The following is a 21348-nucleotide window of genomic DNA, read 5'->3' on the forward strand; positions in this document are numbered from 1 at the left end:
CTAATGGGTGCATTTAAATATCAGCTCTCTTTGTCCGTTGCCCAACCTGCATCTTTGGACCAGGGTGTCAGGTAGTGCTTGCCGGTAATCTATTTTCTCTACGGAAAACCCCTGCTTTTCGAGCCTTTCCCCGAAGTCTGAACCATGCAGCCTGCATAAATCTGACTCACCATATCGCTGCAGCCTTTCAGCAGGAATTATAACCGTGGCATCTTCTAAGGTAACGCGCAGCTCAGGGTTTATAAGCGTTACTATAAGCGCAACACCATTTGGTTTTAAAACTCTTTTAAGTTCCTGTATAGCCTTTTCTTCGTCGGGTACATGGCCGAGCACATGAGAGCAGATAATCAGATCGAAGTAGTGGTCTTTGTAAGGAATTGAGGTAATATCGATAACATGATGGGCCAGGGCAGGGTTGATATCAGCATCTACATATTCGATGTTCAGTTTTTTGAACATGGCATACAAGCATGCTTCTGGGGCAAAGTGGAGTACCTTTAAAGGCCTGCTGAATGCCTGCACTTCGTTTTGTAGATAAAAGTACAGCAAGCGGGTTCTTTCCAGGGAGCCGCAATAAGGGCAAGCCGCGTGCTCGCGTTTAATGTTGCCTTTCGGTAAAAATGCCCTAAAGCTTTTGTCGCAGCAGTTGCAGTAAAACCGATTGCCAAAGTAGAAGGGAGCAATAAGCTTTTGCAGGTCCTGGCGTAAGCTTACTCTTAGCCCCTCAGGTACTATACTTTTGTAGATAGACTTGATCATTTCCGCTGGATGGTGTTTTTTTTGACTGCTGCTTTGGCCATGTAATACAGGTATTCCGATTTTACCAGGTTATCAGCCTCTTTCAACGTGCCTTCCATGGGTATCCGGTGCAAATGGGTAGGGCTAAAATCGCTTTTAAACCCAGATATTCCAAAAGTAAGGCTGCAATTTGCCTCCTCCTGAAGCCAGCGCATAAATTCTAAACTAACACCGTCGTCGCCAAAAGGAAAAGAAAAGTATTTATCTCTAATACCAAGTAAAGTTTTCATGGTCTCAAAGCTTTGGTTTACCTGCCTTTTTTGCTCATCAAAGCTAATGCTGTTAAAGTGGGGGTGGTCTATACTATGCGAACCAAAAGTAAAGCCTTTTGCCATTAGCCTTTTAATTTCAGGGGAAGTCAGGTAGGGCTGCTTTTCTTTTAAATACGCATCAAAATCAACCTCCAGTAAGTTGGCAACCATATGTATAGTTGCCTGGTCGTTATAGCCAAGCTGCAGCAGTTGCAGTTTTATAGCTTCTTTACCTGCTGGCTTTATGCCTAATGTATCCGCTAATTGCTTTTGTGCCTGGGTACTTTTTATACTTTGAAGTGCCTCCACCAGCAAGCTTACTTTATAACGATAGAATAATTGCGTGTTATCGATGAAACCGGTATTGATAAAGATGGTAGCCGGTATGCCTTTCTGCTCCAGGATAGGGGCCACTACAGTATAAAGCTCTCTTAAACCATCATCAAACGTTACATGGAATACAGGTTTTGCCGGTTTCTCACCGCTTGCAACAAGCTGGTTTAGTTCATGTAGTGATATTGGCTTATAATGTTGAAGGTAAAACTCAAGGTCTTTTATAAAAAGGCTGCTACTGCGCATCTGGTAAAGGTTACTAATATGCGCTAAGTGATGGTCGGATATGCTGTGGTAAAAAGGCAAAAGTATGTTTTGCTGTGTAAGCCGAAGCAGCATGCCTATAGAAGTATAGGTATGGAAATTACCGAATAGAGCCCGGAGGTTCTTTTTCATGATTTTAACGCGCAGGTGCCAGCAAAAAACAAAATAAGTATACCCTAAAGCTATCAAATTTATTTTGACTAAAGTATAGGGGAGGCTCTAAGATAAAACAAAAAGCCAGGCTGCAAGGCCTGGCTTTTAAAGTTTAGAAGTATAATCTTAGTCGATGATATCGAAGATGCGGCTCCAGCGAATTCTGTTCAGGAAGCTACCATTCGGGTCTGTAGACATCCAGATCATCACAGCTTTACCAACAATATGATCGGCTGGTACAAAGCCCCAGTAACGTGAATCAAGAGAGTTGTGTCTGTTATCGCCCATCATAAAGTAATAATCCTGCTTAAAAGTATACGAGGTTACTTCTTTGCCATCAATGTACAGCTTGCCTTCGCGTACCTCTGCATTGTCGTTGTGCTCATACTTTAAGATAACGCGCTCGTAAAGCGGAAGCGTATTTTCGTTTATGGCAACTGTGGCTCCTTCTTCAGGTATGTATAACGGGCCAAAATTGTCTTTATTCCAGTCATACTTGCTAGGCACATGCGGGAATACTTCCGGGTCGCCTTTGCCCGGTATGTCCTTCAGCAGCATCGTTTCTTTTACAAAGCCAAGCCCGGATAGTTCTTTTGCTTTCTCCTCGGAGGTATCGATAATATAACCGCCTTGCCAGCGCGTAACATCTGTAATATCACGGTCTAGGAAAAACTTCTCGTTCAGGATGTTATCCGTGGAAAGAAAGTATTTATGCTGCATTTGCTCCGGGTTATCCATGGCTTTGCCATCAATGTACACCTGCATATCACGAATAGATATTGTATCGCCGGCTATACCTATGCAGCGCTTGATGTAATTGGTACGCAGGTCGGCAGGGTGCTCTTCTTCCGGTGGGTAATTAAAAACCACTACATCGCCACGCTGTACTTCAGAGAAACCTGGTAAGCGGTAAGACTTTAACTGGATAGCATCGGAGTAAGATGGAATGTTTGTACCCCAAATGGTTTGGTGCGTAAGTGGTACCTGCAGCGGGGTAATTGGTGTGCGCGGGCCGTAGTGCAACTTGCTTACAAACAGGAAATCACCGACAAGCAATGATTTCTCCATGGATGGGGTAGGGATGGTATAGGCCTCAAAGGTTGCCCAGCGAATCAAGCTGGCAGCGATAACGGCAAAAAGGATGGCATCACCCCATTCGCGGGCAAAGCTTTTTTTCTTTTTAGGCTCCTTTGTTACAGGTTTTTTCTCCCAGAATTTTACGTTCATCAGTTAGTATGATGGTTACAGGTTCAGCATGTCTTTCATGCCGTAAACGCCCTGGCGGCCTACCAGCCACTCAGAAGCCATTACAGCGCCTTCGGCAAAACCAGCACGGCTGTGGGCAATATGTCCGAGCTCTATCTGGTCTACTTCTGAGCTATAGGTAACTATGTGTGTACCTACAACATCAGGCTCACGCTCCGAAGCAATGTTTAATTTAGTTTTTTCTTCCGGATTATCAGCAACCCAGCCTGTTAAATTCTTATAGCTGGCCAAAATGCCTTCTGCTGCCGTAATACCGGTACCGCTAGGCTTGTCTACTTTCTGCAGGTGGTGTATTTCTTTTATGGCCACTTCGTACGCTTTGTACTCCTGCATTTTGCTGGCAATATACTCGTTAAAGTGGAAGAACAGGTTTACGCCCACACTATAGTTTGAGGCATAAAAGAAAGTGCCTTTGTTTTGCTCGCAAAGCTGTTTTGCCTCGTCAAACTTATCCAACCAACCCGTAGAACCCGAAACAACCGGAATGCCATTTGTAAAGCAGTAAGATATATTTCCAAAAGCTGCCTCAGGATGTGTGAATTCTATGGCTACGTCGGTGTTGGCTGAAGTATAATGCTGTAGTTCTTCAGCGTTAGTATGGTCTATTTTGCCAACAATCGTGTGGCCTTTCGCCTCAGCCATCTGCTCAATGGTTTTACCCATCTTGCCATAGCCAATCAGTAGTATCTTCATTTTTTATTTGTGTATAAAACCAGCGTTAGCCCGGGCACCATGTTGTTTTGGTAACCTTTAACAGGCAATATATCCGGCTGAACGCGTAGTGAAAGGTCATCACTAACGTCAAAGTCTTTAAGGTGTGCGTGTACGTAAGCCTCTGCTATGTTTAAGCCATAGGCCAGCACAGAAAGCAGTATGGTAAGGTCGCGGTTACGGCGGTAGAAGTCGCGGCTGTAGCGCAGGTTTTCTGTACCACGCTGCGTAAGCACACCATTATTATTTAAGTTGTAAACGCCATAGATACGGTCGTTTACATATACATCACTAGAATCGCGGTTACGTAAATTCAACGCTTCCCTGAAATCCTGGTACTTGTTGTTGTTGTCAATCAGGAAGTAGCCTAATACTGCTCCTGTGGCGTAGATAATGGGTACTTTCCAGTAAGCTTTGTTGTAAACTTGGCCGGCACCGGGTATGATCGCTGAGTATAAAGCTGCTTTGGCAGGCTTGTCCCAGGTGCTCAGGAAAAAGCGTTTCTGCGCTGTATCCGGAACAGCCACAGCTACAGGCACCGAATCCTGTCCCGCAGTTACGACCTGGCCCACTCCCTTAGCAGGTGAGAAGTATAAAAGTATACTTAACAGGAATGCTGCAGCTCCAAATCTTAGCTTCATTAACCTTAGTAGTTTAGTATCTCTAAAATACGGTTCAATTCATCAACTGATACAAAAGGAATTTTGATTTCGCCTTTTCCTTCGTTGTTTGCCTTAACCTGAATTTTAGTGCCGAACTGCGACGTTAGTTTAGACTCCACAGTTTTCAGTTCGCTTTCATACTTATTAAACTGTAGCTGCTGCTGCGGGTCTGGTTTTTTATTGGCATTCTGTAAGTTACGTACCAGCTCTTCAACCTTTCGTACCGATAGTTCTTTCGCTACAACCTCCTTGAAAACGTCCAGCTGCTGCTCAATAGTATCAATGTTGATGAGCGCACGTGCATGGCCCATACTGATCAGGTTATCACGCAGCGCAATCTGAATATCGGGCGGAAGTTTAAGCAGGCGCAGGTAGTTTGTAACGGTAGTACGTTTTTTACCTACACGATCTCCCAACTCTTCCTGCTTTAAGCTGCACTCTGTTAAAAGGCGCTGGTAGGAGAGGGCAATCTCGATGGCATTCAGGTTTTCACGCTGGATGTTCTCGATCAAGGCCATTTCCAGCATCTGCTGGTCGTCGGCTTTACGGATGTAGGCAGGTATTACCTCAAGGCCTGCTATTTTAGAAGCCTGGTAACGGCGCTCACCAGAAATAAGCTGGTAGGTGTTCTGGTCCAGCTGGCGAACGGTAATGGGCTGAATGATGCCCTGTATCTTGATAGATTCTGCCAATTCTTCCAACGCCGCCTGGTCAAAGTGCGTGCGGGGCTGGTAGGGGTTGGTCTGTATCTGGCTAATGGCTATATCTGCGATAGTATTAACTTCGTTAGCGGTGGATGATGACTCGGTTTTTCCAGTATACTTGTTGCCCTCCAGGAGAGAGCCCAGACCTCTGCCGAGGCCGCCTTTGCGTTTTGCTGCTGAATTCTTGTTGTCGGACATGTAATCGTAATGTGTTATTTCGCCAGCACGACGCTGTTCTTCTCTGCAATCTCACGCGCCAGGTTCAGGTAACTTAATGCTCCTTTGCTTTCTGCATCGTGCAAAAGGGCAGGTATACCAAAGCTTGGCGACTCGCTCAACTTCACGTTTCTAGGAATGATCGTATCAAAAACCATCTGCTGGAAGTGCGTTTTCACCTCTTCTACCACCTGGTTGCTCAGGCGCAGGCGCACGTCATACATCGTTAAAAGTATACCTTCAATGGCCAGCTCTGTGTTCAGGCGCGACTGTATGATCTTGATAGTGTTCAGGAGCTTACCTAAACCCTCTAGTGCAAAATACTCGCATTGCACCGGAATCACTACAGAGTCCGCGGCTGTAAGCGAATTTACCGTGATTAAACCCAGCGAAGGAGAGCAGTCGATAATGATGTAATCATACTTTTCCTTTAGAGGCTTAAGCACTTCGCGCATTTTCTCTTCGCGGTTCGGAAGATCAATCATCTCCACTTCGGCACCAACTAAGTCAATGTGTGACGGAATCAGGTCCAGAAACTCGATGTTCGGCGACTGCAGTATGATATCCTCTACCTTTACGTCCTCTACCATGCACTCGTAAATGCTGGTAGTAATGGTGGCAGGGTCAAAACCTAGGCCCGATGTGGCGTTTGCCTGCGGGTCTGCGTCAACTAAAAGCGTTTTATATTCTAAAGCTGCTAAACTGGCGGCAAGGTTTATAGCCGTAGTAGTTTTACCCACGCCACCTTTCTGGTTTGCAACTGCAATTATTTTTCCCATTCTAAAATTATAGGTTAATCGTTTGACCTATTTCCATCAAAATAAGTTCTTTGTCAGCCATTTTAGCTACCTCCTGCACCTCCTCATGGTCAATCTGTATGTAAGGGAAGGTATCATAATGCATGCCTATCACCTTATCCACCTGCACAAAATCAGCGGCAAGCATAGCATCATGTATGTCCATTGTAAAGTTATCGCCGATGGGCAGTACTGCGAAGTCAACGTCAAACTGCTCTGGTATAAGCTTCATGTCGTAAGTTAAGGCAGTATCGCCGGCAAAATAGAACGTCTTGTCTTCCGTTTCTACCACAAAACCCGCTGCGCTTCCGCCGTAAGATCCGTCTGGCAATGAGCTGGAGTGTATGGCATTCACCATTTTAACTGTTCCGAATGGTAGTGTTACTTTACCACCAGTATTCATCGGGTGCAGCTTCTCAATACCTTTGTTGCCATACCAGGTAACAATCTCGAAGTTGGCTACTATGGTACTGTTATTGTTCTTAGCAATTTGTTCTGCATCGTGCACGTGGTCCTGGTGGCCATGCGATAGCAGGATGTAGTCAGCCTTTATATCGTCTACGTTTATACTTGAGGCCAGCTCGTTAGGGGAGATGAACGGGTCAAATAAAACGCGGTTTTCTCCGATTTCGAATAAGAAGCAAGATTGTCCGTAGTACGTTATTTTCATAATCTGATTAATTTAGTGCTGAACTATTAACGCAATATACCTTAAACTTGCACAAAGATACATTTTTTTAGCCACAAAGATTGATGCATTTCAGAACTCTCACCCTTTTTTTATCCACGTTTTTACTAACATTTTTATCCTGCTCCGAGGCCGATAAAAGTGCATCAGGAAAGAAGGTTTTCAGGTATAACCAGCCGGAGGCCCTTAGCTCCCTTGACCCTGCTTTTGCCCGTAACCAGGCTAACATATGGGCCTCTACGCAGCTGTATAATGGGCTGGTGGAGCTTGACCAGGAGCTTAAGACCGGGCCCGCTATTGCTAAAAGCTGGGAGGTGTCGGAAGATGGCAGAAGTTATACCTTTTATTTAAGAGATGATGTGTACTTCCATGACAGCGAAGTATTTAAAGGCGGCAAGGGACGTAAAGTAAAGGCTAAAGATTTTGAGTATAGCTTTAAGCGCATCGTGGATCCTGCCACGGCGAGTACCGGCGCCTGGGTGTTTAATGATAAGGTTTTAACAGATGCCTCTGGCGCTATTTCGGACACAGCTTTCCTGGCCGTGAACGACTCTACTTTTAAAGTATACTTAAACGAACCCTTTATTGCCTTTCTGGAGATATTAACAATGCCCTATGCGTTTGTGGTGCCGCAGGAGGCCGTGGCAAAGTATGGCAAAGACTTTCGGGCAAACCCTGTAGGTACAGGGCCATTCCAGTTTAAGCTTTGGGACGAAGGCAACGCCATCGTGATGCACAGAAATCCAAACTACTGGAAAAGGGACGAACAGGGCAAGCAACTGCCATACTTAGATGCGGTGCAGGTTTCTTTTATCACCGATAAAAAGTCTGAGTTCTTAACCTTTATGCAGGGCAAACTGGATTTCCTTTCAGGGATTAAAGAAGGCTCCCGCGACCTTATCCTGAACAACGACGGTACCATACAGGATGATTTTAAAGAAGCGTTTACGGTTCAAAAAGTACCATACTTAAATACAGAGTACATCGGTTTTCAACTAGACCCCACTAACCTGAAGGAGCAGAATCCTGCTTTGAAAGACAAGCGTGTGCGCCAGGCGCTGAATTACGCTATAAACAAGAAGGAAATGATCGCATATTTTCGTAATAACATTGGTGTTCCAGGTCACTCAGGTATGGTGCCAACATCTTTGCCGTCTTTTAGTGAGCAGCAAGTGCCCGGCTATAGCTACGATTCTCAGAAGGCAAGGGAATTACTGCAGGCCGCTGGTTTCAGTAGCAAGAACCCTTTGCAGATGCGCCTGAGCACGGTGGCAGAGCACAAAGAGCTGGCAGAGTACATGCAAAAGAAATGGGCAGAGGTAGGAGCCAAAGTACAGATCGATATCAACCAGGCCCCGGCACACCAGGAAACAGTTGACAATGGCCGCGCGCCGTTCTTCATGAAGTCGTGGTTGGGCGATTATCCGGATGCTGAAAATTACCTGTCGTTGTTCTACAGCAAAAACTTCTCACCGGCAGGTCCAAACAAAACGCACTTCAAAAACGCTGAGTTTGACAGATTGTATGAGCAGGCAAAACTGGAGCGGGATATACAGAGGCGCTGGTCGCTTTACCAGCAGATGGATAGGATAGTAGTGGAGGAGAGCCCGGTGATTGTGCTGTTCTATGATGAAGTGATCAGGCTTACCCAAAACAACATAAAAGGCCTTAAAGCAAACCCCATGAACACGCTGAACCTGGAACGGGTACAGAAATTGTAATCCTTGGTTCACACCAGGCGAGGGGTTAAAAGCGAGCGGCCGGGAGTTTATACTTCCGGCCGCTCGCTTTTGTATTTTATACTTGCTATTTGTTCTGGAGTGTCCAGTTAGCGTAATCTTTAAAATAATTCGTATTCCAGCTTTTATACCTTGGTACTGCTGTTTTCTCAAGTCTTCTCTTAAAATCCTCGAAATTTTTATGCTTAGGATTAGACCACAATGCCTCACTCAGGGCCGTCATCCGCGGGAAGATCATATATTCTACCTGTTTGACTGTCGGTATGTACTCCGTCCAGACGTTGCCCTGGGCCCCCATGATATACTTTTCCTCAGGTTTGCCCACTAACGCATCAGGTATCGGCTTGTAATTGTAAACGGCATCTAAAGGGCTATAACCAGGTATCTGCAGACTGTCAGCTTTGGTTTTAGACTGGTACTGGTTAAAGTATAGCGGGTGGCTTGGCGTCATGATTACAGGGTGTTTGCGCATGGCAGCTTCGATGCCTTTTTTGTCGTTGGCCCAATTCATCACAATGGTTGTCGTATCCAGTTCACCTTCCATAATCTCGTGCCAGCCTATGATCTTTTTGTTCTTTTTGGCCAGGTAGCCTGCCACCTGCTCTACAAAATATGTCTGCAGTCCTTTTTCGTCTTTTAGGTTATGCTTTTTGATGAACTCCTGTGCCTGCGGGCTTGCTTTCCACCACATTTTGCTCGTTTCGTCGCCGCCGATGTGTATGTATGGTGATGGGAAAAGGTCGGCTACTTCCTCGAAAACTGTTTTCAGGAATTTGAATGTTTCAGGGCGTGGGGCCAGCACATTGTTCTGGCGGTTGTACATACCCCAGGTATAAGCTACATTCCAGGTAGTGTCGGGGTGGGTGCTAAAGGCAGGGTAGGCGGCAATTGTTGCGCGGCTGTGGCCTGGTATGTCAATTTCAGGGATAATGTTAATGCCGCGCACTTGCGCATACTTTATAACTTCCTTCACTTCTTCCTGGGTAAAGTAACCGCCGTAGCGCTTGGGGTTGTAGCGCACAGGCTTATCAAAAAAGTGCCCGATAAGCGTAGAGTCGCGGTAGGAGCCAATAGTGTTTAGTTTCGGATAGCTTTTGATTTCAATGCGCCATCCCTGATCATCGGTCAGGTGCCAATGGAAATTGTTAAACTTGTGGAAGGCCAGGTAATCAATGTACTTCTTGATGAACTCCAGCGGAAAAGTATGGCGCACGACATCAAGGTGCATTCCCCTGTACGCAAACTGGGGGTAATCAACAATTTTAACCGGCTCTACCTGTACCTGAGTAACCTTTTGCAGAGGCAGCAGTTGCAGCAATGTCTGTATACCATATACTACTCCGTTTACATCCTGAGCTTTAAGTATAACGGTGTTGTTTCCGGACTCCAGCACGTACATTTCCTTACGGGTGGCGGTTTTAGCATCTTTACGCAGCACGATGCCACCGTTTACAGCTTTGCCCGCAGACAATGGCGCTAAAGTAAGCGTAAGGCCTGTCTGTGCTTTTAACAGCTCTTGTAAGTAAGTTGCCTGGCTGGCAAAAGCCGGCTCGTAGTGAATAGTGCTTTTAGCTGTTAGCGATACAGGCTTTTGTTGTAGTGCCGTTACCTGTTGAGGCTTTGGTATGAGGTGAGCGGCTAGCTGGGCTTTTGCAGTAAAGGAGAACAGCACAAAACCTAGCAGCAAGCAGAGGGAGTAAGTATACTTCATAATGCAAATTTGTTGTGTAGCTAAAATTAGTTATTTCAAATTAAAGCACCCTCAAAATAAACCAATCATTAACAAACCCCTTCGTCCGAAAGGCTTCTTTTCAGTTGCTGCTGGCATAAACGCGAAAAAGGGGGAGCAGCCTTTAACTAGCTGCTCCCCCTTTAAATTGGCTTATTTTATTTCTATAATTTTCTGTTCGGGTCGTTGCCCTGGTCTCTTCTGTTCAGATCTTTTCCTTCGTTTTTAGGATTCATTCTGTCAATCTCAACATCTGTTTTACGCTCTGTGCCACGAACTGTCTCATCGTGCTGTTCAACGTTTTTGTTTAACCTGACTTCTTCCACAACGCGGGCTTCTTTATTTACAATAGGCACCTCCGCTCTTTCAGAAATAGTTGTCTCCCCTTCTTTAAAGCTGGCAAAATCCCGTTCACTGGCAGGTCTGTTAACAGGTCTTCTCTCCACGTTTACATGCTCTTCGCGCAGGCGCAGTTTTTCTTCTACCGGGCGTTCTATTATGCGGCTTCTCATGCGCACACCGCCTGTTTCTACCTCTCTTTTGCCTACCTGCATCTTTTCCTCAACAATCGGAATCGATGATTTAGAGCCGGCCCCTGTCCAGTTTCCTTTACTAGAGCCTGCCATGCCTCTATTCTGTGCGGTTCGTTCGTCCACATCCACGGCACCACATTTATCCAATAGTTCAGCTGCTTTTTTAGCCTGGTCACTTGAGTTCGTGTGTACTGTTACAATAGAGCCTTGTCTTGCTGCTTCGTAATATTTGCTTGACTCGTCGCGGTTATCGAACAGCGAGTTGAAAAAGTCGTTATCTTTTTGACTGTTTATGTTACCGCCCGCTGTGTTAGTTGACGCGCTGGCACCAGGATGAGTCGGATTCGGTTTATTTTGATTTGGTGCACCTGTTTTATCTCTGGCACCTCTTACAGCTATATCAATACTGCTACTTGGAATTCCGTTTTTTTCAAGTTCCTGCGCGGCCATTTGCGCGTCTACACCATAATCAAAAATTCCAATTACTGTCTGTCTCATAGTCTTCTGTCTTTTAGTTACAAATTAATACACGGCTTGTACATCAAGCCATCGGTTGATTATTAAAGTCCTTATTTATCCTGTCTACTTTCACTTCCTCTTTTCGGAGCTTTATGTGTTGCGGATGGTGTTCCTCCACTCGTTTTTTTGTTACCCTGATCTCTTCTACAAGTATAAGCTGCTTTTGCACGACCACTTCCTCTTTTACAACAGGTATGATCATGGTATCCCCTTCATGGCGTACTTTGGGCAATGCATCTATAGAGATGTTTTTAGGCACACGCTGCACGTCCACTTCATCATGTACTGTGGGAACATCAATGGTTAAATCATCTTCATGTACCTCTTTGGATATTTTCACACGGCTTTTCTCTACGGATTGTACATCCACCCGCACTTCCTCTTTTATAATAGGAATTACTTCATCCTTCTGTGCAGGAGAGTGTTCAATTTTGGATTGGCTGTTTATACTCTCCTTTAGCTTTTCGTCAAACTCTGAAGATTGTACTTTATTTTTATTACTATTCATTAGAAATGAGATTTATGATATATAAATATACCTTTTTTAGGATAGGTTTATTTATTGTTCTCTTTCTTTTACGCTGAGTAGGTGTGATTGTTAATAAAGCATGCAATATGTTTTGTTGTTTAAGTACAATATTTGGAGGGTTTATTTGGTAATTAGGGGGGAAGCGTTAGTGAACTTAAGGTTTATAAAAGGGAACAAAATATCAAATAATCTGAGAAAGCAGCTGTAGTAGGATATTTTTAAGCCTAATATCCGCACCGTATAAAAAAACATGATAAGCCAAATAGCAGACTAATTTCCTGATTTTTGTACATGTTGGTTTACCAGCCGCATTACCTTAAGATGTATGGATTCAAGAAATGCAGCCAGATTATCAGGACCTCCATCCTGATGTTTAATGCGCTTTGTTTCTTTGCCGTTTTGGTAGAAGGTAATATAGGTAGTGGGTCTGTCCGTCCACTCGGTAAGGTAGCTGCTCTTGAGAGAAGGGTAGTCCAATTGAGCTAATTCCTCCTTCAGCTTGTCAAGGTCAGGTTTCGGCAGGCAAAGCTGTACTGTGTTAACGATGGGTACATTTTCCCAGCCTATAAACGTAATGCTGCCATTCTGCATTACAGTAGCTTCATAAGCAGGGCAGGAACCATAACAAGGAGTTTTCTGGTACAGCAGCAGCGGCACGGGCGTTATGCTTTTATCTATTTGGCAAGCAACTTTGTTCATACAACTGTTTGTAAACAAGCAAACCATCAGGAGTGATAGTAGGGTAATGGGTTGTTTTGTTATGTTAAATAGCTGCACTTGCATACATGCTGTATTTTATCTTTGGGCTGCCTTTTTAAATTTACCCTCTTCAAATATATAAGCCTCCGGAGTGCAATTGCTGCAATTGTTGTAGTTGATAGTAGAATCAGGTGGGTTAAGTATAAACAAGCGGCTGGTGGGGGTATAGGTTGCGCCTTTGCTGCCCTGCAGCTTATCCAGTACTTTACCGTTTTCGCGGTCTACAACATAATGCATCTGGCAATCGGTGCCGCAGCCAACTGTTACTACCGTATACTTTCCTGCAAAATTTACTCCTTGCTTAAGCCCTTCGTTTATAGCGCTTTTATTTGTTTTTGCTTCGCTGTGGCTGTTTTCATCCAAAGGTGATAAAAGGCCCCGGTACATGTTGCCAACTTCATAGTTGCCGCTGTTCTCGTATTCCTCCATCGTTATGCGGTACCGCTGGTACAAATCGGGGTTGCGGCCATCTGTTACAGGCTCTGACACGGAGTCACGTGCTAGTTGCTGCTCCAGTTTAGGGTGAGTTTCGGCAAGGCTGCCTGTCGTTTCTTTTTCTGCATCCTGCTGGCAGCCGCTGAGGGCTAACGCTAGCCCCAGCAGTATGTGCGGTGTCTGGTACGGTTTCATAGGTGGTTATTTATACTTCCTCATACGGCTTAGCAGCAAGTATAGCCATAAAAAAAGCCTTTCCAGTTACAGAAAGGCTTTTTATCGACATATTTTCAGGCTTATTTCTTTGCCTTGTTGCCACGTTTCTGCTGCTCTTTATCAGCGGCCTGGCGCATGGCTTCCTGCATACGCTCTGTAAACGATGGGCCACCAGACTTTTTCTTGTCTTTGATCTTGTCTTTGTTGGCCTCCAGCTTAGCTCTAACCTTGTCTTCATCCACAAACTTACGGATGATGGCTTGCTGACCGAATGTTACCATATTTGAAACAAAGTAGTAGAACGACAAGCCGGCAGGGAAGGAGTTAAGCACGAACATGAAGATAACAGGCATTAAATAACTGTAGAACTTCATCGGCCCCTGCATCTGCGAGTTGATCTGGTTGTTTGACCACGTATAAAGTATGGTAGAAGCCGTCATCAGCAACGTAAACATACTTACGTGGTTACCATAAAATGGAATTGTGAATGGCAGTTTAGCAAACACATCATACGTAGAAAGGTCAGTAGCCCATAAGAAAGCTTCCTGGCGCAGCTCAATTGAGTTCGGGAAGAAGTTGAACATCGCAAACAGGATCGGGATCTGCAGCAACATCGGGATACAGCCGCTAAGCGGGTTAACGCCCATTTCCTGGTACAGCTTCATGGTGTCCATCTGCGTTTTCTGCATGTCGCCATCGTTGCGCTCCTTTATAGCATCAATCTCAGGCTTTAGCACCTTCATCTTAGCCATCGAAGTATACGACTTGTAGGTAAGCGGCAACAAGATGGTTTTGATGTAAAGCACCAGCAGGATGATGATGATACCGTAGTTGCCGATGTAGTTCTCCAAGAAGTCGAACGCAGGAATGATGATCCATTTGTTCACATAAGAGAAAATACCCCAGCCCAGGTCCAGGTTCTTATCAAAATCATCGCCAATGTGCTTCAGTATCTTGTAATCATTCGGGCCGAAGTAGTACGTAAAGTCAGCAGCACCAGACACCACATCTTTTGTTGGAATCAGTATTTCCGATGATAGCGCTTTTACAACAGTTGTATCAGCAGGATCGACAGAAGAAGTAAGTTTAGCTCCGGCAAACTGGTTGTTGGCGATAATACCGGCAGTAAAGAAGTTCTGCTTGTTTGCTACCCACTTTAGTGGCTCATCCAGGGCAAGCGTTTCTTTTTCTTCTGAGATTGACAGGTAATCGTAGCCGTCTTCTACAGTTGCAAAATTAATCGTGGATTTGGCACGGTTTTGCGTCAGGTCACGCTCCAATTGCTTTAGCCTGTCGTTCCAGGTAAGCGTAACCGCGTTACCGGCCAACTCGCTTTCTAAGCCTTTAAAATCAAGTTCATAACCCAAGGTAAAGCTTTCCTGGTGCAGCGTGTATACCTGCTCAATGTATTGGCCATTGCCGATATTTGCCCTAAAGGCTATTCTTTTGCCAGCAACTTCGCCGATAGTTACATCGCTAACCTCAGAAGGAGAGAAGTATAAATCAGACAGCTTTACGATTCTGTTGTCCTTGGTCGTAAACGTTACATCGGTTTCGCTGCTTTCCTTATCAAATAAGTATAAAGGCTGGCCGTCGTGGGTTTTGTAATTCTTTAAAAGTACTTCTTCAACCTGGCCACCTTTTGTTGTGAAGGTAACCACCATGTTCTGGTTTTCCAGGGTTACTGTGCTTGCCTCACCGGTTGCGGCAGCGCCAAAAGCACCCAGAGCTGTTGCTCTGCGGGCCTGAGCCAATGAGTCGTCTTCAGCAACTGCCATACTTTGCACTTGCTCTACCTTGGCTTTATCCTGGGTTGCCTGTAGCGCTGGTTTCTCCGGGGTCGAAAAAAAGAAGGAGTAAGCCAGAAGCAGCACGGCAATCAATCCAAAGCCAATCGCTTGATTTCTATCCATTTACTGTGATTCTAAATTGTGTTGTAGTGTATTGTGCTTATTTAGTTTTTGCGTAATTGTTCGCCGCTTTCACAAATTTAACAAAAAGCGGGTGTGGGTTTAGTACTGTACTCTTTAATTCCGGGTGGTACTGTGCAGCCACAAACCACGGGTGGTTCTGCAATTCAATAATTTCCACCAGGCCTGTGTCAGGGTTTACACCTGTAGCCAACATACCTGCCTCCTCAAAAGCTGCTAAGTACTTGTTGTTGAACTCGTAACGGTGTCTGTGGCGCTCTGTAATTCTAGGCTTCCCGTAAATAGAATAAGCCTTAGAGCCCTTTTTTAGTTCACAAGTATAGGCACCTAATCGCATAGTTCCACCCATTTGCTTGATTTGTTTTTGATCCTCCATCATATCGATGATCGGATGCGGTGTTTCAGGATCCATCTCTGTGGATGCAGCACCCTCTAAACCAAGCACATTGCGGGCAAACTCCACGGCTGCGCATTGCATGCCCAGGCAAATACCCATAAATGGTATGTTATTTTCCCTTGCAAAGCGTATCGCTTCCAGTTTTCCTTTAAAGCCGCGCTCACCAAAACCAGGGGCTACGAGCACGCCGTCCATATTCTGAAGCAGGCCAGCTACGTTCTCATCGCTTATATTCTCTGACTGGAACCACTTAATATTAACCTTGCACTCGTTGGCAGAACCAGCGTGTACAAACGATTCCACTATTGATTTATAGGCATCCGGCAATTCCACATACTTACCTACCAGCGCAATATTAACCTCAGAAAGCGGGTTTTTCAGTTTGCCCAAAAATTCTTTCCAGCTATCCAGGTTAGGCTCGGCTCTGTGCGGTAGCTTCAGTTTGCTGATCACACGCTCGTCCAGCTTCTCTTTGCGCATCAGTAAAGGCACATCGTAGATTGTCTCCGCATCGATAGACTCGATTACAGAGTTCTGCTTCACGTTACAGAACAGCGCGATTTTCTTGCGCAGATCAGCAGGAATATGGTGCTCTGAGCGACAAACCAGGATATCCGGCTGCACGCCAGCTTCAGAAAGATCACGTACAGAATGTTGGGTTGGCTTGGTTTTAAGCTCACCGGCAGCTTTAAGGTAAGGCACCAGCGTTAAGTGAATAACGCAAGTCTCGTTCACCCCAAGTTCCCAGCGCAACTGGCGAACTGCCTCGATAAAAGGCAGCGACTCAATGTCGCCAACGCAACCGCCAATTTCGGTTATCACAATATCAAACTCACCAGACTCGCCCAGCAACAGCATGCGCCGCTTGATTTCATCTGTGATGTGTGGTATAACTTGTACTGTTTTACCCAGGTAAGCACCTTCACGCTCCTGCATGATCACATTGTAGTAAATGCGGCCAGTAGTAACGTTGTTTGCCTGAGAGGTAGGAGTATTTAAAAATCTCTCGTAATGCCCCAGATCCAGGTCGGTTTCAGCACCATCCTCAGTCACAAAGCATTCGCCGTGTTCGTACGGGTTCAATGTGCCTGGATCGATGTTGATGTAGGGGTCGAATTTTTGGATGGTTACAGAGAAGCCTCTTGCCTGCAGCAACTTAGCAAGAGATGCGGAAATGATACCTTTTCCTAAGGAGGACGTTACACCACCGGTAACGAAAATATATTTGGTAGCCATAAGTTAGGTTAAACTATATGGGCTACAAAGGTACTCTAATTATTTTAAAATCCCGATAAAAGGGTAAAACTGTAGCAGGGCCTTAAGATATCTTTCTTAAAATTCAAGCCAATTTAAAGGTAATTGATGTTTTAACGGTTGTTTTAACTTTTTTAAAGAAAGGCAAATCTGGCTGCCCTTTGATTTTATACTTTAGACCTGCTGCGGGAGGTGAAGTAATAATGAATAACCGTTTGCTATACTGCCGAACCGTTAACGCTGGATGAAAGCAAGTGGCAGGAAATCAAATTTCAAACAAGAAGTAGTATAAATTTAAACCGCCCCAACCAAAAGGCTGAGGCGGTTTAAATTTCAAATCAGCAAGTATAAACTTAGCTCTTTGGGTTCAGGATGGTATCAATGCGTACCAGCGCATCTTGTAAGTGATACTTTGTCATGGTATCTTTTGCTCTGGGAATACTGGCTTTGATTTGGCTCTGCAGCGTAAGCAGCTCGCCGCGCACTACCGGGCGAATATCAGACTGCGAAATATCTACTGCCGTTCCTCCTCGGGCACCACGGCCAGCTGCGGAAGACTGCTCCTGGTCTTTCATGAGGTAAGCCATTCGCTCCAGGTAGCCTCGCTGCAGGTTTCTACGGTAGGTATCGATAGACTTGCCTGCGCTTAGCTCAGACCAGATCCCGCCCCGCAGGTCAGACATCATCTCTGTTAAAGTATAGGTATTGTTGCCCAATGTTGCCTGTGCTTCTATTAACCGGGCCATACGTCCGGCATCCAACACATTGTTCAGGACGTTGGTTTGGGCAGTTCGGATACGCTCTACAGCTCCTGCAGCCTCTATTTTGCGCAGAATTTTTTCGTCCAGCATCCAGGTAGGGGTAGAGAAACTTTGCTCGTTCAGGAATTTAAGCGCACGTTTCTGCTTATCCTTTGGTACAAACGAGTATACATCGCCTTTCTGGTCGTAGGTTTTGTAGTTTTCGTACACGCCACCAATATTGGCTGTAACATGGCCCATGTAGCGGTTCCACTGACCAAGCACCTGGCCGTACATTTCCTGCAGATCGTTGTAGTTTTTATTTTCCTCTTTCGTCCACTCGATCAGGTTCGGCATCACGCGCTTCAGGTTTTTAATGCCATAATCGCTTGCCAGCATCGCATCGTCTCCTAAATCCTCTGTTTGAGAAGATGGATCTACCGGGTTGCCCTGCTGGCGGCCAAAGCGGTACATTGGGTCGTTTTCGTGCTGACGGATCCAGTTGCTAAGTTTAGTTACATTATCGCGACCTTTAGTTTCCGGGAAGTAAGTATAACCCCACTTTACGCTATACTTGTCGTAAATACCGATACCTGGCATTAAAGCCACCCCATTGTCTTCTGGCTGCGCCACGTAGTTAAAGCGGGCATAATCCATGATAGAGGGGGCCGTACCCATTTCTTTTGTGAACTTTGCATCACGCAGCTTCTCTACCGGATAGGCAGCACTAGAGCCCATATTGTGCGGCAAGCCCAACGTGTGGCCAACTTCGTGAGCCGACACAAAACGTATCAGTTCGCCCATTACCTCATCCTTGAATTTTACACCGCGTGCATCTGGGTTAATAGCAGCTGTTTGGATAAAGTACCAGTTACGAAGCAGGTTCATCACGTTATGGTACCAGCCAATATGGCTCTCCAGGATCTCTCCAGAGCGAGGGTCGTGTACGTTAGGGCCGTAAGCATTCTGTGTTTCAGAAGAGAAGTAGCGGATAACAGAATAACGCGCGTCTTCGGTGCTAAATTCAGGATCTTCTTCAAAAGAAGGGGGATCTTTGGCTACGATTGCATTTTTAAAACCGGCGGCCTCAAAAGCCTTGTTCCAGTCCTCAACGCCCTGCTTTAAGTATGGGCGCCATTTCATAGGCGTAGCCGGGTCTATGTAGTATACGATCTGCTTTTTAGGCTCCACCAGTTCGCCACGGGCATATGCGGCTTCATCTTTTGGCTCCAGTCTCCAGCGCACAATGTAACGGCGCTTGGCAGCACGTTGTTCGTCCGTGCCAAAATCTGTTTGATTGATTGTAAAGAAGCCAACACGCTGATCGAACGCGCGGGCAGCCATTGGTGTCTTAGGCAGCAACAGCATCGAGTGGTTCAGCTCCAGGGTAATGGTACCTGTACTGGAGTTAGCAGGGGCGTCTGTTGCCTCATAGGTCATGAGAGAGCGTGCCTCCACGTTTATCGGAAAGCTTTTTACACTTTCTATGAACGAACGCTTGTCATCGAGTTTACGCACTTTATACTGCTCGCGTCTTCTCTTGTCCAGGCCAAGAGCGGTCACATCTTTCGAGAAAAAGTCTGTTACATCCACTACCTGTGTTCCAGTACCAAACGCTTTAATATCAAACGCATGTATAACCGGAGCCAGGTTTGAGTTTTGCACCGAGTTGTATATTTCCAGCGTATCGGCAGCCACGTTTTCATAAGAGATAACGCGCAGCAGTATATTGTTGCCCTTACGCTCCCAGCGCAAAACCTGTGTGTTCAGTTCCTCACCGCCGTAGCCAATGTTACTGGCTGTTTTGGCAATGCGGCTCACCATCAGCATGTCGCGGTTCAGCAGGGTATCCGGAATTTCGTACAGGTACTTGTCGTCGATCTTGTGCACTTTAAAAAGGCCATCATCGGTAACAGCTTTAGCGGTAACTACCTCGCTGTAAGGCTTAGGCTTGCCATCGTCTTTCTTTTGTGCAGGTGCAGCGGCGGCAGTTGTTTCCTGCTTCGCCTTTTTCTTCTTTTTGTTCTTCTGGGCAAACGCCGACGACGGTGCAACAACGGCACCTGCCAACATTAAAGCCACAACAGGAGCAAAGCGTAAATTTTTACTCATTACAGGGTGATTAGTTAATGATTGGGATTAGTTAGTTTTAGTTAAGTAGTAATATAGGTAATAAAACCGCAACATCTGTTTCTGCTGCGGCTTTTGTTAAGACTGTGAATGGGGAAGATGGTTTAATATGCAATCAGGATTTGCAGGATTAGAAACTGGACAAGCTTCCTATGAAGTACCGGGTCCAACAAGCCCTGGCCCCTCCTTATCCAAGGCAGGGAGTTCTAACGATACTTTGACCTAAGTGTAAGCTCTGTAGTTTCGCTCAACCTCCCATCAACCAAGTTCCTTTCAGGATGACAAAGAAGGAGCATGTAAACAAGAATGAGAAAGATGTTACTGGCATGCTGACAATAAATGAAGTAAGTATAAATTCCCCGCCTTAGACAAGGAGGGGCCAGGGGTGGTTGGACTAGGTGCTAGATAAATCTCTCAAACCATCCTTATCTTCTACACCCCTGAAGGTCATCCTGTCTATCCTGGGCTATGAGGGGTCCTCTTTAAAATCTTTTAATTCCTGATCAGAGCTCCAAAGTTAATTGATAGCCTTCCTGCAGCCGGTCGTGCTGGTAAAGCAGGCTGCTAACGGATACTCCTAGTAATCTAACAGGGTACTGTGGCAACTGGGGCGTTCGCAGCAAATCACGGGCAATTGTATAAATAGCATCGGCGCTGTTAAATTCGCTCAGGAAAGTTTTGCTCCGGGTATTTTGGGTAAAGTCGAAATACTTGATTTTAAGTGTAACCGTTTTGGCGGTAGCTTTTAACCGTTCCATGTCCTGTGCTACTTCCTGGCAAAGCTTGTCTATCTGCAACAGCATGTCGTGCTCCTCTATCAGGTCCACGTCAAACGTGCGTTCCGAGCCAATGGATTTCCGGACACGGTGCGGTTGTACATCGCGGTCATCCTGGGCACGAGCGATACGGTAGTAGTAGCGGCCCACTTTTCCGAAGTTACGCACCAGTTCCTCTTCACTACGCTCACGTAAATCGGCACCGGTAAGTATACCCATACTTTGCATTTTGGCTGCCGTTACCTTGCCTATGCCATGAAACTTTTCTATCACCAATCCGGCTACTAACTCTTCTGCCTTATCAGGAGTGATGAGCGTGAAGCCGTTGGGCTTGTTCATATCAGAAGCAATTTTTGCCAGAAACTTGTTATAGGATACACCAGCCGATGCCGTAAGCCCTGTTTCTTCAAATATCTTTTTCCGGATTTCCTGTGCTATGATGGTAGCGGATGGCATACCAATCTTGTTTTCTGTTACGTCCAGGTAGGCTTCGTCCAGCGAAAGCGGCTCTACCAGGTCTGTATACTGATGAAAGATTTCGCGGATTTGCCTTGAAACTGAGCTGTATACATCGAACCTGGCTTTTACGAAAATGAGGTGCGGACAACGCTGGGCTGCAATTTTAGAAGCCAATGCAGAATGCACGCCATACTTTCGGGCTTCGTAACTGGCAGCTGCCACCACGCCTCTTGCCCTGGAGCCACCCACGGCCACAGGCTTTCCGCGCAGCTCGGGGTTATCGCGCTGCTCCACCGACGCAAAAAATGCGTCCATATCAACGTGGATGATCTTACGGATGGGCTGGAACAAGGGAAGTA

18 protein-coding genes are annotated in these 21348 nt (G+C 45.7%); 1 reads left to right on the forward strand and 17 read right to left on the reverse strand.

Annotated elements, in window-relative coordinates; genetic code table 11:
• The 8 genes from Q1A23_RS14725 to Q1A23_RS14760 all read right to left on the reverse strand — a co-directional run bounded on the left by Q1A23_RS14725 (position 1) and on the right by Q1A23_RS14760 (position 6825).
• Positions 1-759: a class I SAM-dependent methyltransferase gene (locus Q1A23_RS14725; RefSeq protein WP_299824634.1), complete on the reverse strand. Its 759-nt coding sequence runs from the start codon at positions 757-759 to the stop codon at positions 1-3.
• Positions 756-1778: a polysaccharide deacetylase family protein gene (locus Q1A23_RS14730; RefSeq protein WP_299824635.1), complete on the reverse strand. Its 1023-nt coding sequence runs from the start codon at positions 1776-1778 to the stop codon at positions 756-758. The genes Q1A23_RS14725 and Q1A23_RS14730 overlap by 4 nt, the downstream gene beginning before the upstream one ends.
• Positions 1779-1925: 147 nt before the next feature.
• Entirely contained in the window at positions 1926-3026 is a 1101-nt protein-coding gene (lepB, locus tag Q1A23_RS14735; protein ID WP_299824637.1) for a signal peptidase I, read from the reverse strand.
• Positions 3027-3041: 15 nt separating this feature from the next.
• Positions 3042-3758, reverse strand: a complete 717-nt coding sequence (dapB, locus tag Q1A23_RS14740; protein WP_299824640.1) for a 4-hydroxy-tetrahydrodipicolinate reductase — start codon at positions 3756-3758, stop codon at positions 3042-3044.
• Positions 3755-4417 (reverse strand): DUF5683 domain-containing protein, encoded by a 663-nt coding sequence (locus Q1A23_RS14745; protein ID WP_299824642.1) that lies wholly within the window; start codon positions 4415-4417, stop codon positions 3755-3757. Before Q1A23_RS14745 ends, dapB begins: the two co-directional genes overlap by 4 nt.
• Positions 4418-4422: 5 nt before the next feature.
• Positions 4423-5340 carry a ParB/RepB/Spo0J family partition protein gene (locus Q1A23_RS14750; RefSeq protein WP_299824644.1) on the reverse strand — a complete coding sequence of 306 codons (918 nt, stop codon included), beginning with the start codon at positions 5338-5340 and terminating at the stop codon, positions 4423-4425.
• Positions 5341-5354: 14 nt separating this feature from the next.
• A complete protein-coding gene (locus Q1A23_RS14755) occupies positions 5355-6137 on the reverse strand; it encodes an AAA family ATPase (RefSeq protein WP_299824645.1) in 783 nt (260 codons plus the stop codon).
• A 7-nt stretch (positions 6138-6144) separates the two neighbouring features.
• Complete coding sequence (locus Q1A23_RS14760; RefSeq protein WP_299824647.1) at positions 6145-6825, reverse strand: metal-dependent hydrolase; 681 nt, start codon at positions 6823-6825, stop codon at positions 6145-6147.
• 83 nt (positions 6826-6908) lie between these two features.
• On the opposite strand from Q1A23_RS14760, the gene Q1A23_RS14765 reads away from it, so the two are divergent.
• Complete coding sequence (locus tag Q1A23_RS14765; protein ID WP_299824649.1) at positions 6909-8564, forward strand: ABC transporter substrate-binding protein; 1656 nt, start codon at positions 6909-6911, stop codon at positions 8562-8564.
• 85 nt (positions 8565-8649) lie between these two features.
• Here the strand turns inward: Q1A23_RS14765 and Q1A23_RS14770 are convergent, their stop codons facing one another.
• The 9 genes from Q1A23_RS14770 to dinB all read right to left on the reverse strand — a co-directional run bounded on the left by Q1A23_RS14770 (position 8650) and on the right by dinB (position 21304).
• Entirely contained in the window at positions 8650-10293 is a 1644-nt protein-coding gene (locus tag Q1A23_RS14770; protein WP_299824651.1) for a beta-N-acetylhexosaminidase, read from the reverse strand.
• A 182-nt stretch (positions 10294-10475) separates the two neighbouring features.
• Positions 10476-11342, reverse strand: coding sequence for a YsnF/AvaK domain-containing protein (locus Q1A23_RS14775; protein ID WP_299824652.1), 867 nt, complete (start codon positions 11340-11342; stop codon positions 10476-10478).
• A gap of 43 nt (positions 11343-11385) precedes the next feature.
• Entirely contained in the window at positions 11386-11871 is a 486-nt protein-coding gene (locus tag Q1A23_RS14780) for a YsnF/AvaK domain-containing protein (protein WP_299824654.1), read from the reverse strand.
• 291 nt (positions 11872-12162) lie between these two features.
• Positions 12163-12591 (reverse strand): DUF6438 domain-containing protein, encoded by a 429-nt coding sequence (locus Q1A23_RS14785; RefSeq protein ID WP_299824656.1) that lies wholly within the window; start codon positions 12589-12591, stop codon positions 12163-12165.
• Between the two features lie 96 nt (positions 12592-12687).
• Positions 12688-13281: a hypothetical protein gene (locus tag Q1A23_RS14790; protein ID WP_299824657.1), complete on the reverse strand. Its 594-nt coding sequence runs from the start codon at positions 13279-13281 to the stop codon at positions 12688-12690.
• Between the two features lie 101 nt (positions 13282-13382).
• The gene (gene yidC / locus Q1A23_RS14795) at positions 13383-15215 is read right to left on the reverse strand and encodes a membrane protein insertase YidC (protein WP_299824658.1); all 1833 of its coding nucleotides are present in this window, start codon (positions 15213-15215) and stop codon (positions 13383-13385) included.
• Between the two features lie 37 nt (positions 15216-15252).
• The gene (locus Q1A23_RS14800) at positions 15253-16866 is read right to left on the reverse strand and encodes a CTP synthase (protein WP_299824659.1); all 1614 of its coding nucleotides are present in this window, start codon (positions 16864-16866) and stop codon (positions 15253-15255) included.
• A 371-nt stretch (positions 16867-17237) separates the two neighbouring features.
• The gene (locus tag Q1A23_RS14805) at positions 17238-19736 is read right to left on the reverse strand and encodes a zinc-dependent metalloprotease (RefSeq protein ID WP_299824660.1); all 2499 of its coding nucleotides are present in this window, start codon (positions 19734-19736) and stop codon (positions 17238-17240) included.
• Positions 19737-20257: 521 nt separating this feature from the next.
• On the reverse strand, positions 20258-21304 hold the full coding sequence (dinB, locus tag Q1A23_RS14810; protein ID WP_299824662.1) for a DNA polymerase IV: 1047 nt from the start codon (positions 21302-21304) through the stop codon (positions 20258-20260).
• Positions 21305-21348 lie beyond the last annotated feature (44 nt).

Source organism: uncultured Pontibacter sp., assembly GCF_947492645.1.
Classification (GTDB): Bacteria; Bacteroidota; Bacteroidia; order Cytophagales; family Hymenobacteraceae; genus Pontibacter.

What these genes read in the sequence shown, in the direction of transcription:
- Q1A23_RS14725 (WP_299824634.1), bottom strand. Translation starts at nt 759, where the DNA reads ATGATCAAGTCTATCTACAAAAGTATAGTACCTGAGGGGCTAAGAGTA.
- Q1A23_RS14730 (WP_299824635.1), bottom strand. Translation starts at nt 1,778, where the DNA reads ATGAAAAAGAACCTCCGGGCTCTATTCGGTAATTTCCATACCTATACT.
- lepB (WP_299824637.1), bottom strand. Translation starts at nt 3,026, where the DNA reads ATGAACGTAAAATTCTGGGAGAAAAAACCTGTAACAAAGGAGCCTAAA.
- dapB (WP_299824640.1), bottom strand. Translation starts at nt 3,758, where the DNA reads ATGAAGATACTACTGATTGGCTATGGCAAGATGGGTAAAACCATTGAG.
- Q1A23_RS14745 (WP_299824642.1), bottom strand. Translation starts at nt 4,417, where the DNA reads ATGAAGCTAAGATTTGGAGCTGCAGCATTCCTGTTAAGTATACTTTTA.
- Q1A23_RS14750 (WP_299824644.1), bottom strand. Translation starts at nt 5,340, where the DNA reads ATGTCCGACAACAAGAATTCAGCAGCAAAACGCAAAGGCGGCCTCGGC.
- Q1A23_RS14755 (WP_299824645.1), bottom strand. Translation starts at nt 6,137, where the DNA reads ATGGGAAAAATAATTGCAGTTGCAAACCAGAAAGGTGGCGTGGGTAAA.
- Q1A23_RS14760 (WP_299824647.1), bottom strand. Translation starts at nt 6,825, where the DNA reads ATGAAAATAACGTACTACGGACAATCTTGCTTCTTATTCGAAATCGGA.
- Q1A23_RS14765 (WP_299824649.1), top strand. Translation starts at nt 6,909, where the DNA reads ATGCATTTCAGAACTCTCACCCTTTTTTTATCCACGTTTTTACTAACA.
- Q1A23_RS14770 (WP_299824651.1), bottom strand. Translation starts at nt 10,293, where the DNA reads ATGAAGTATACTTACTCCCTCTGCTTGCTGCTAGGTTTTGTGCTGTTC.
- Q1A23_RS14775 (WP_299824652.1), bottom strand. Translation starts at nt 11,342, where the DNA reads ATGAGACAGACAGTAATTGGAATTTTTGATTATGGTGTAGACGCGCAA.
- Q1A23_RS14780 (WP_299824654.1), bottom strand. Translation starts at nt 11,871, where the DNA reads ATGAATAGTAATAAAAATAAAGTACAATCTTCAGAGTTTGACGAAAAG.
- Q1A23_RS14785 (WP_299824656.1), bottom strand. Translation starts at nt 12,591, where the DNA reads ATGAACAAAGTTGCTTGCCAAATAGATAAAAGCATAACGCCCGTGCCG.
- Q1A23_RS14790 (WP_299824657.1), bottom strand. Translation starts at nt 13,281, where the DNA reads ATGAAACCGTACCAGACACCGCACATACTGCTGGGGCTAGCGTTAGCC.
- yidC (WP_299824658.1), bottom strand. Translation starts at nt 15,215, where the DNA reads ATGGATAGAAATCAAGCGATTGGCTTTGGATTGATTGCCGTGCTGCTT.
- Q1A23_RS14800 (WP_299824659.1), bottom strand. Translation starts at nt 16,866, where the DNA reads ATGGCTACCAAATATATTTTCGTTACCGGTGGTGTAACGTCCTCCTTA.
- Q1A23_RS14805 (WP_299824660.1), bottom strand. Translation starts at nt 19,736, where the DNA reads ATGAGTAAAAATTTACGCTTTGCTCCTGTTGTGGCTTTAATGTTGGCA.
- dinB (WP_299824662.1), bottom strand. Translation starts at nt 21,304, where the DNA reads ATGGACGCATTTTTTGCGTCGGTGGAGCAGCGCGATAACCCCGAGCTG.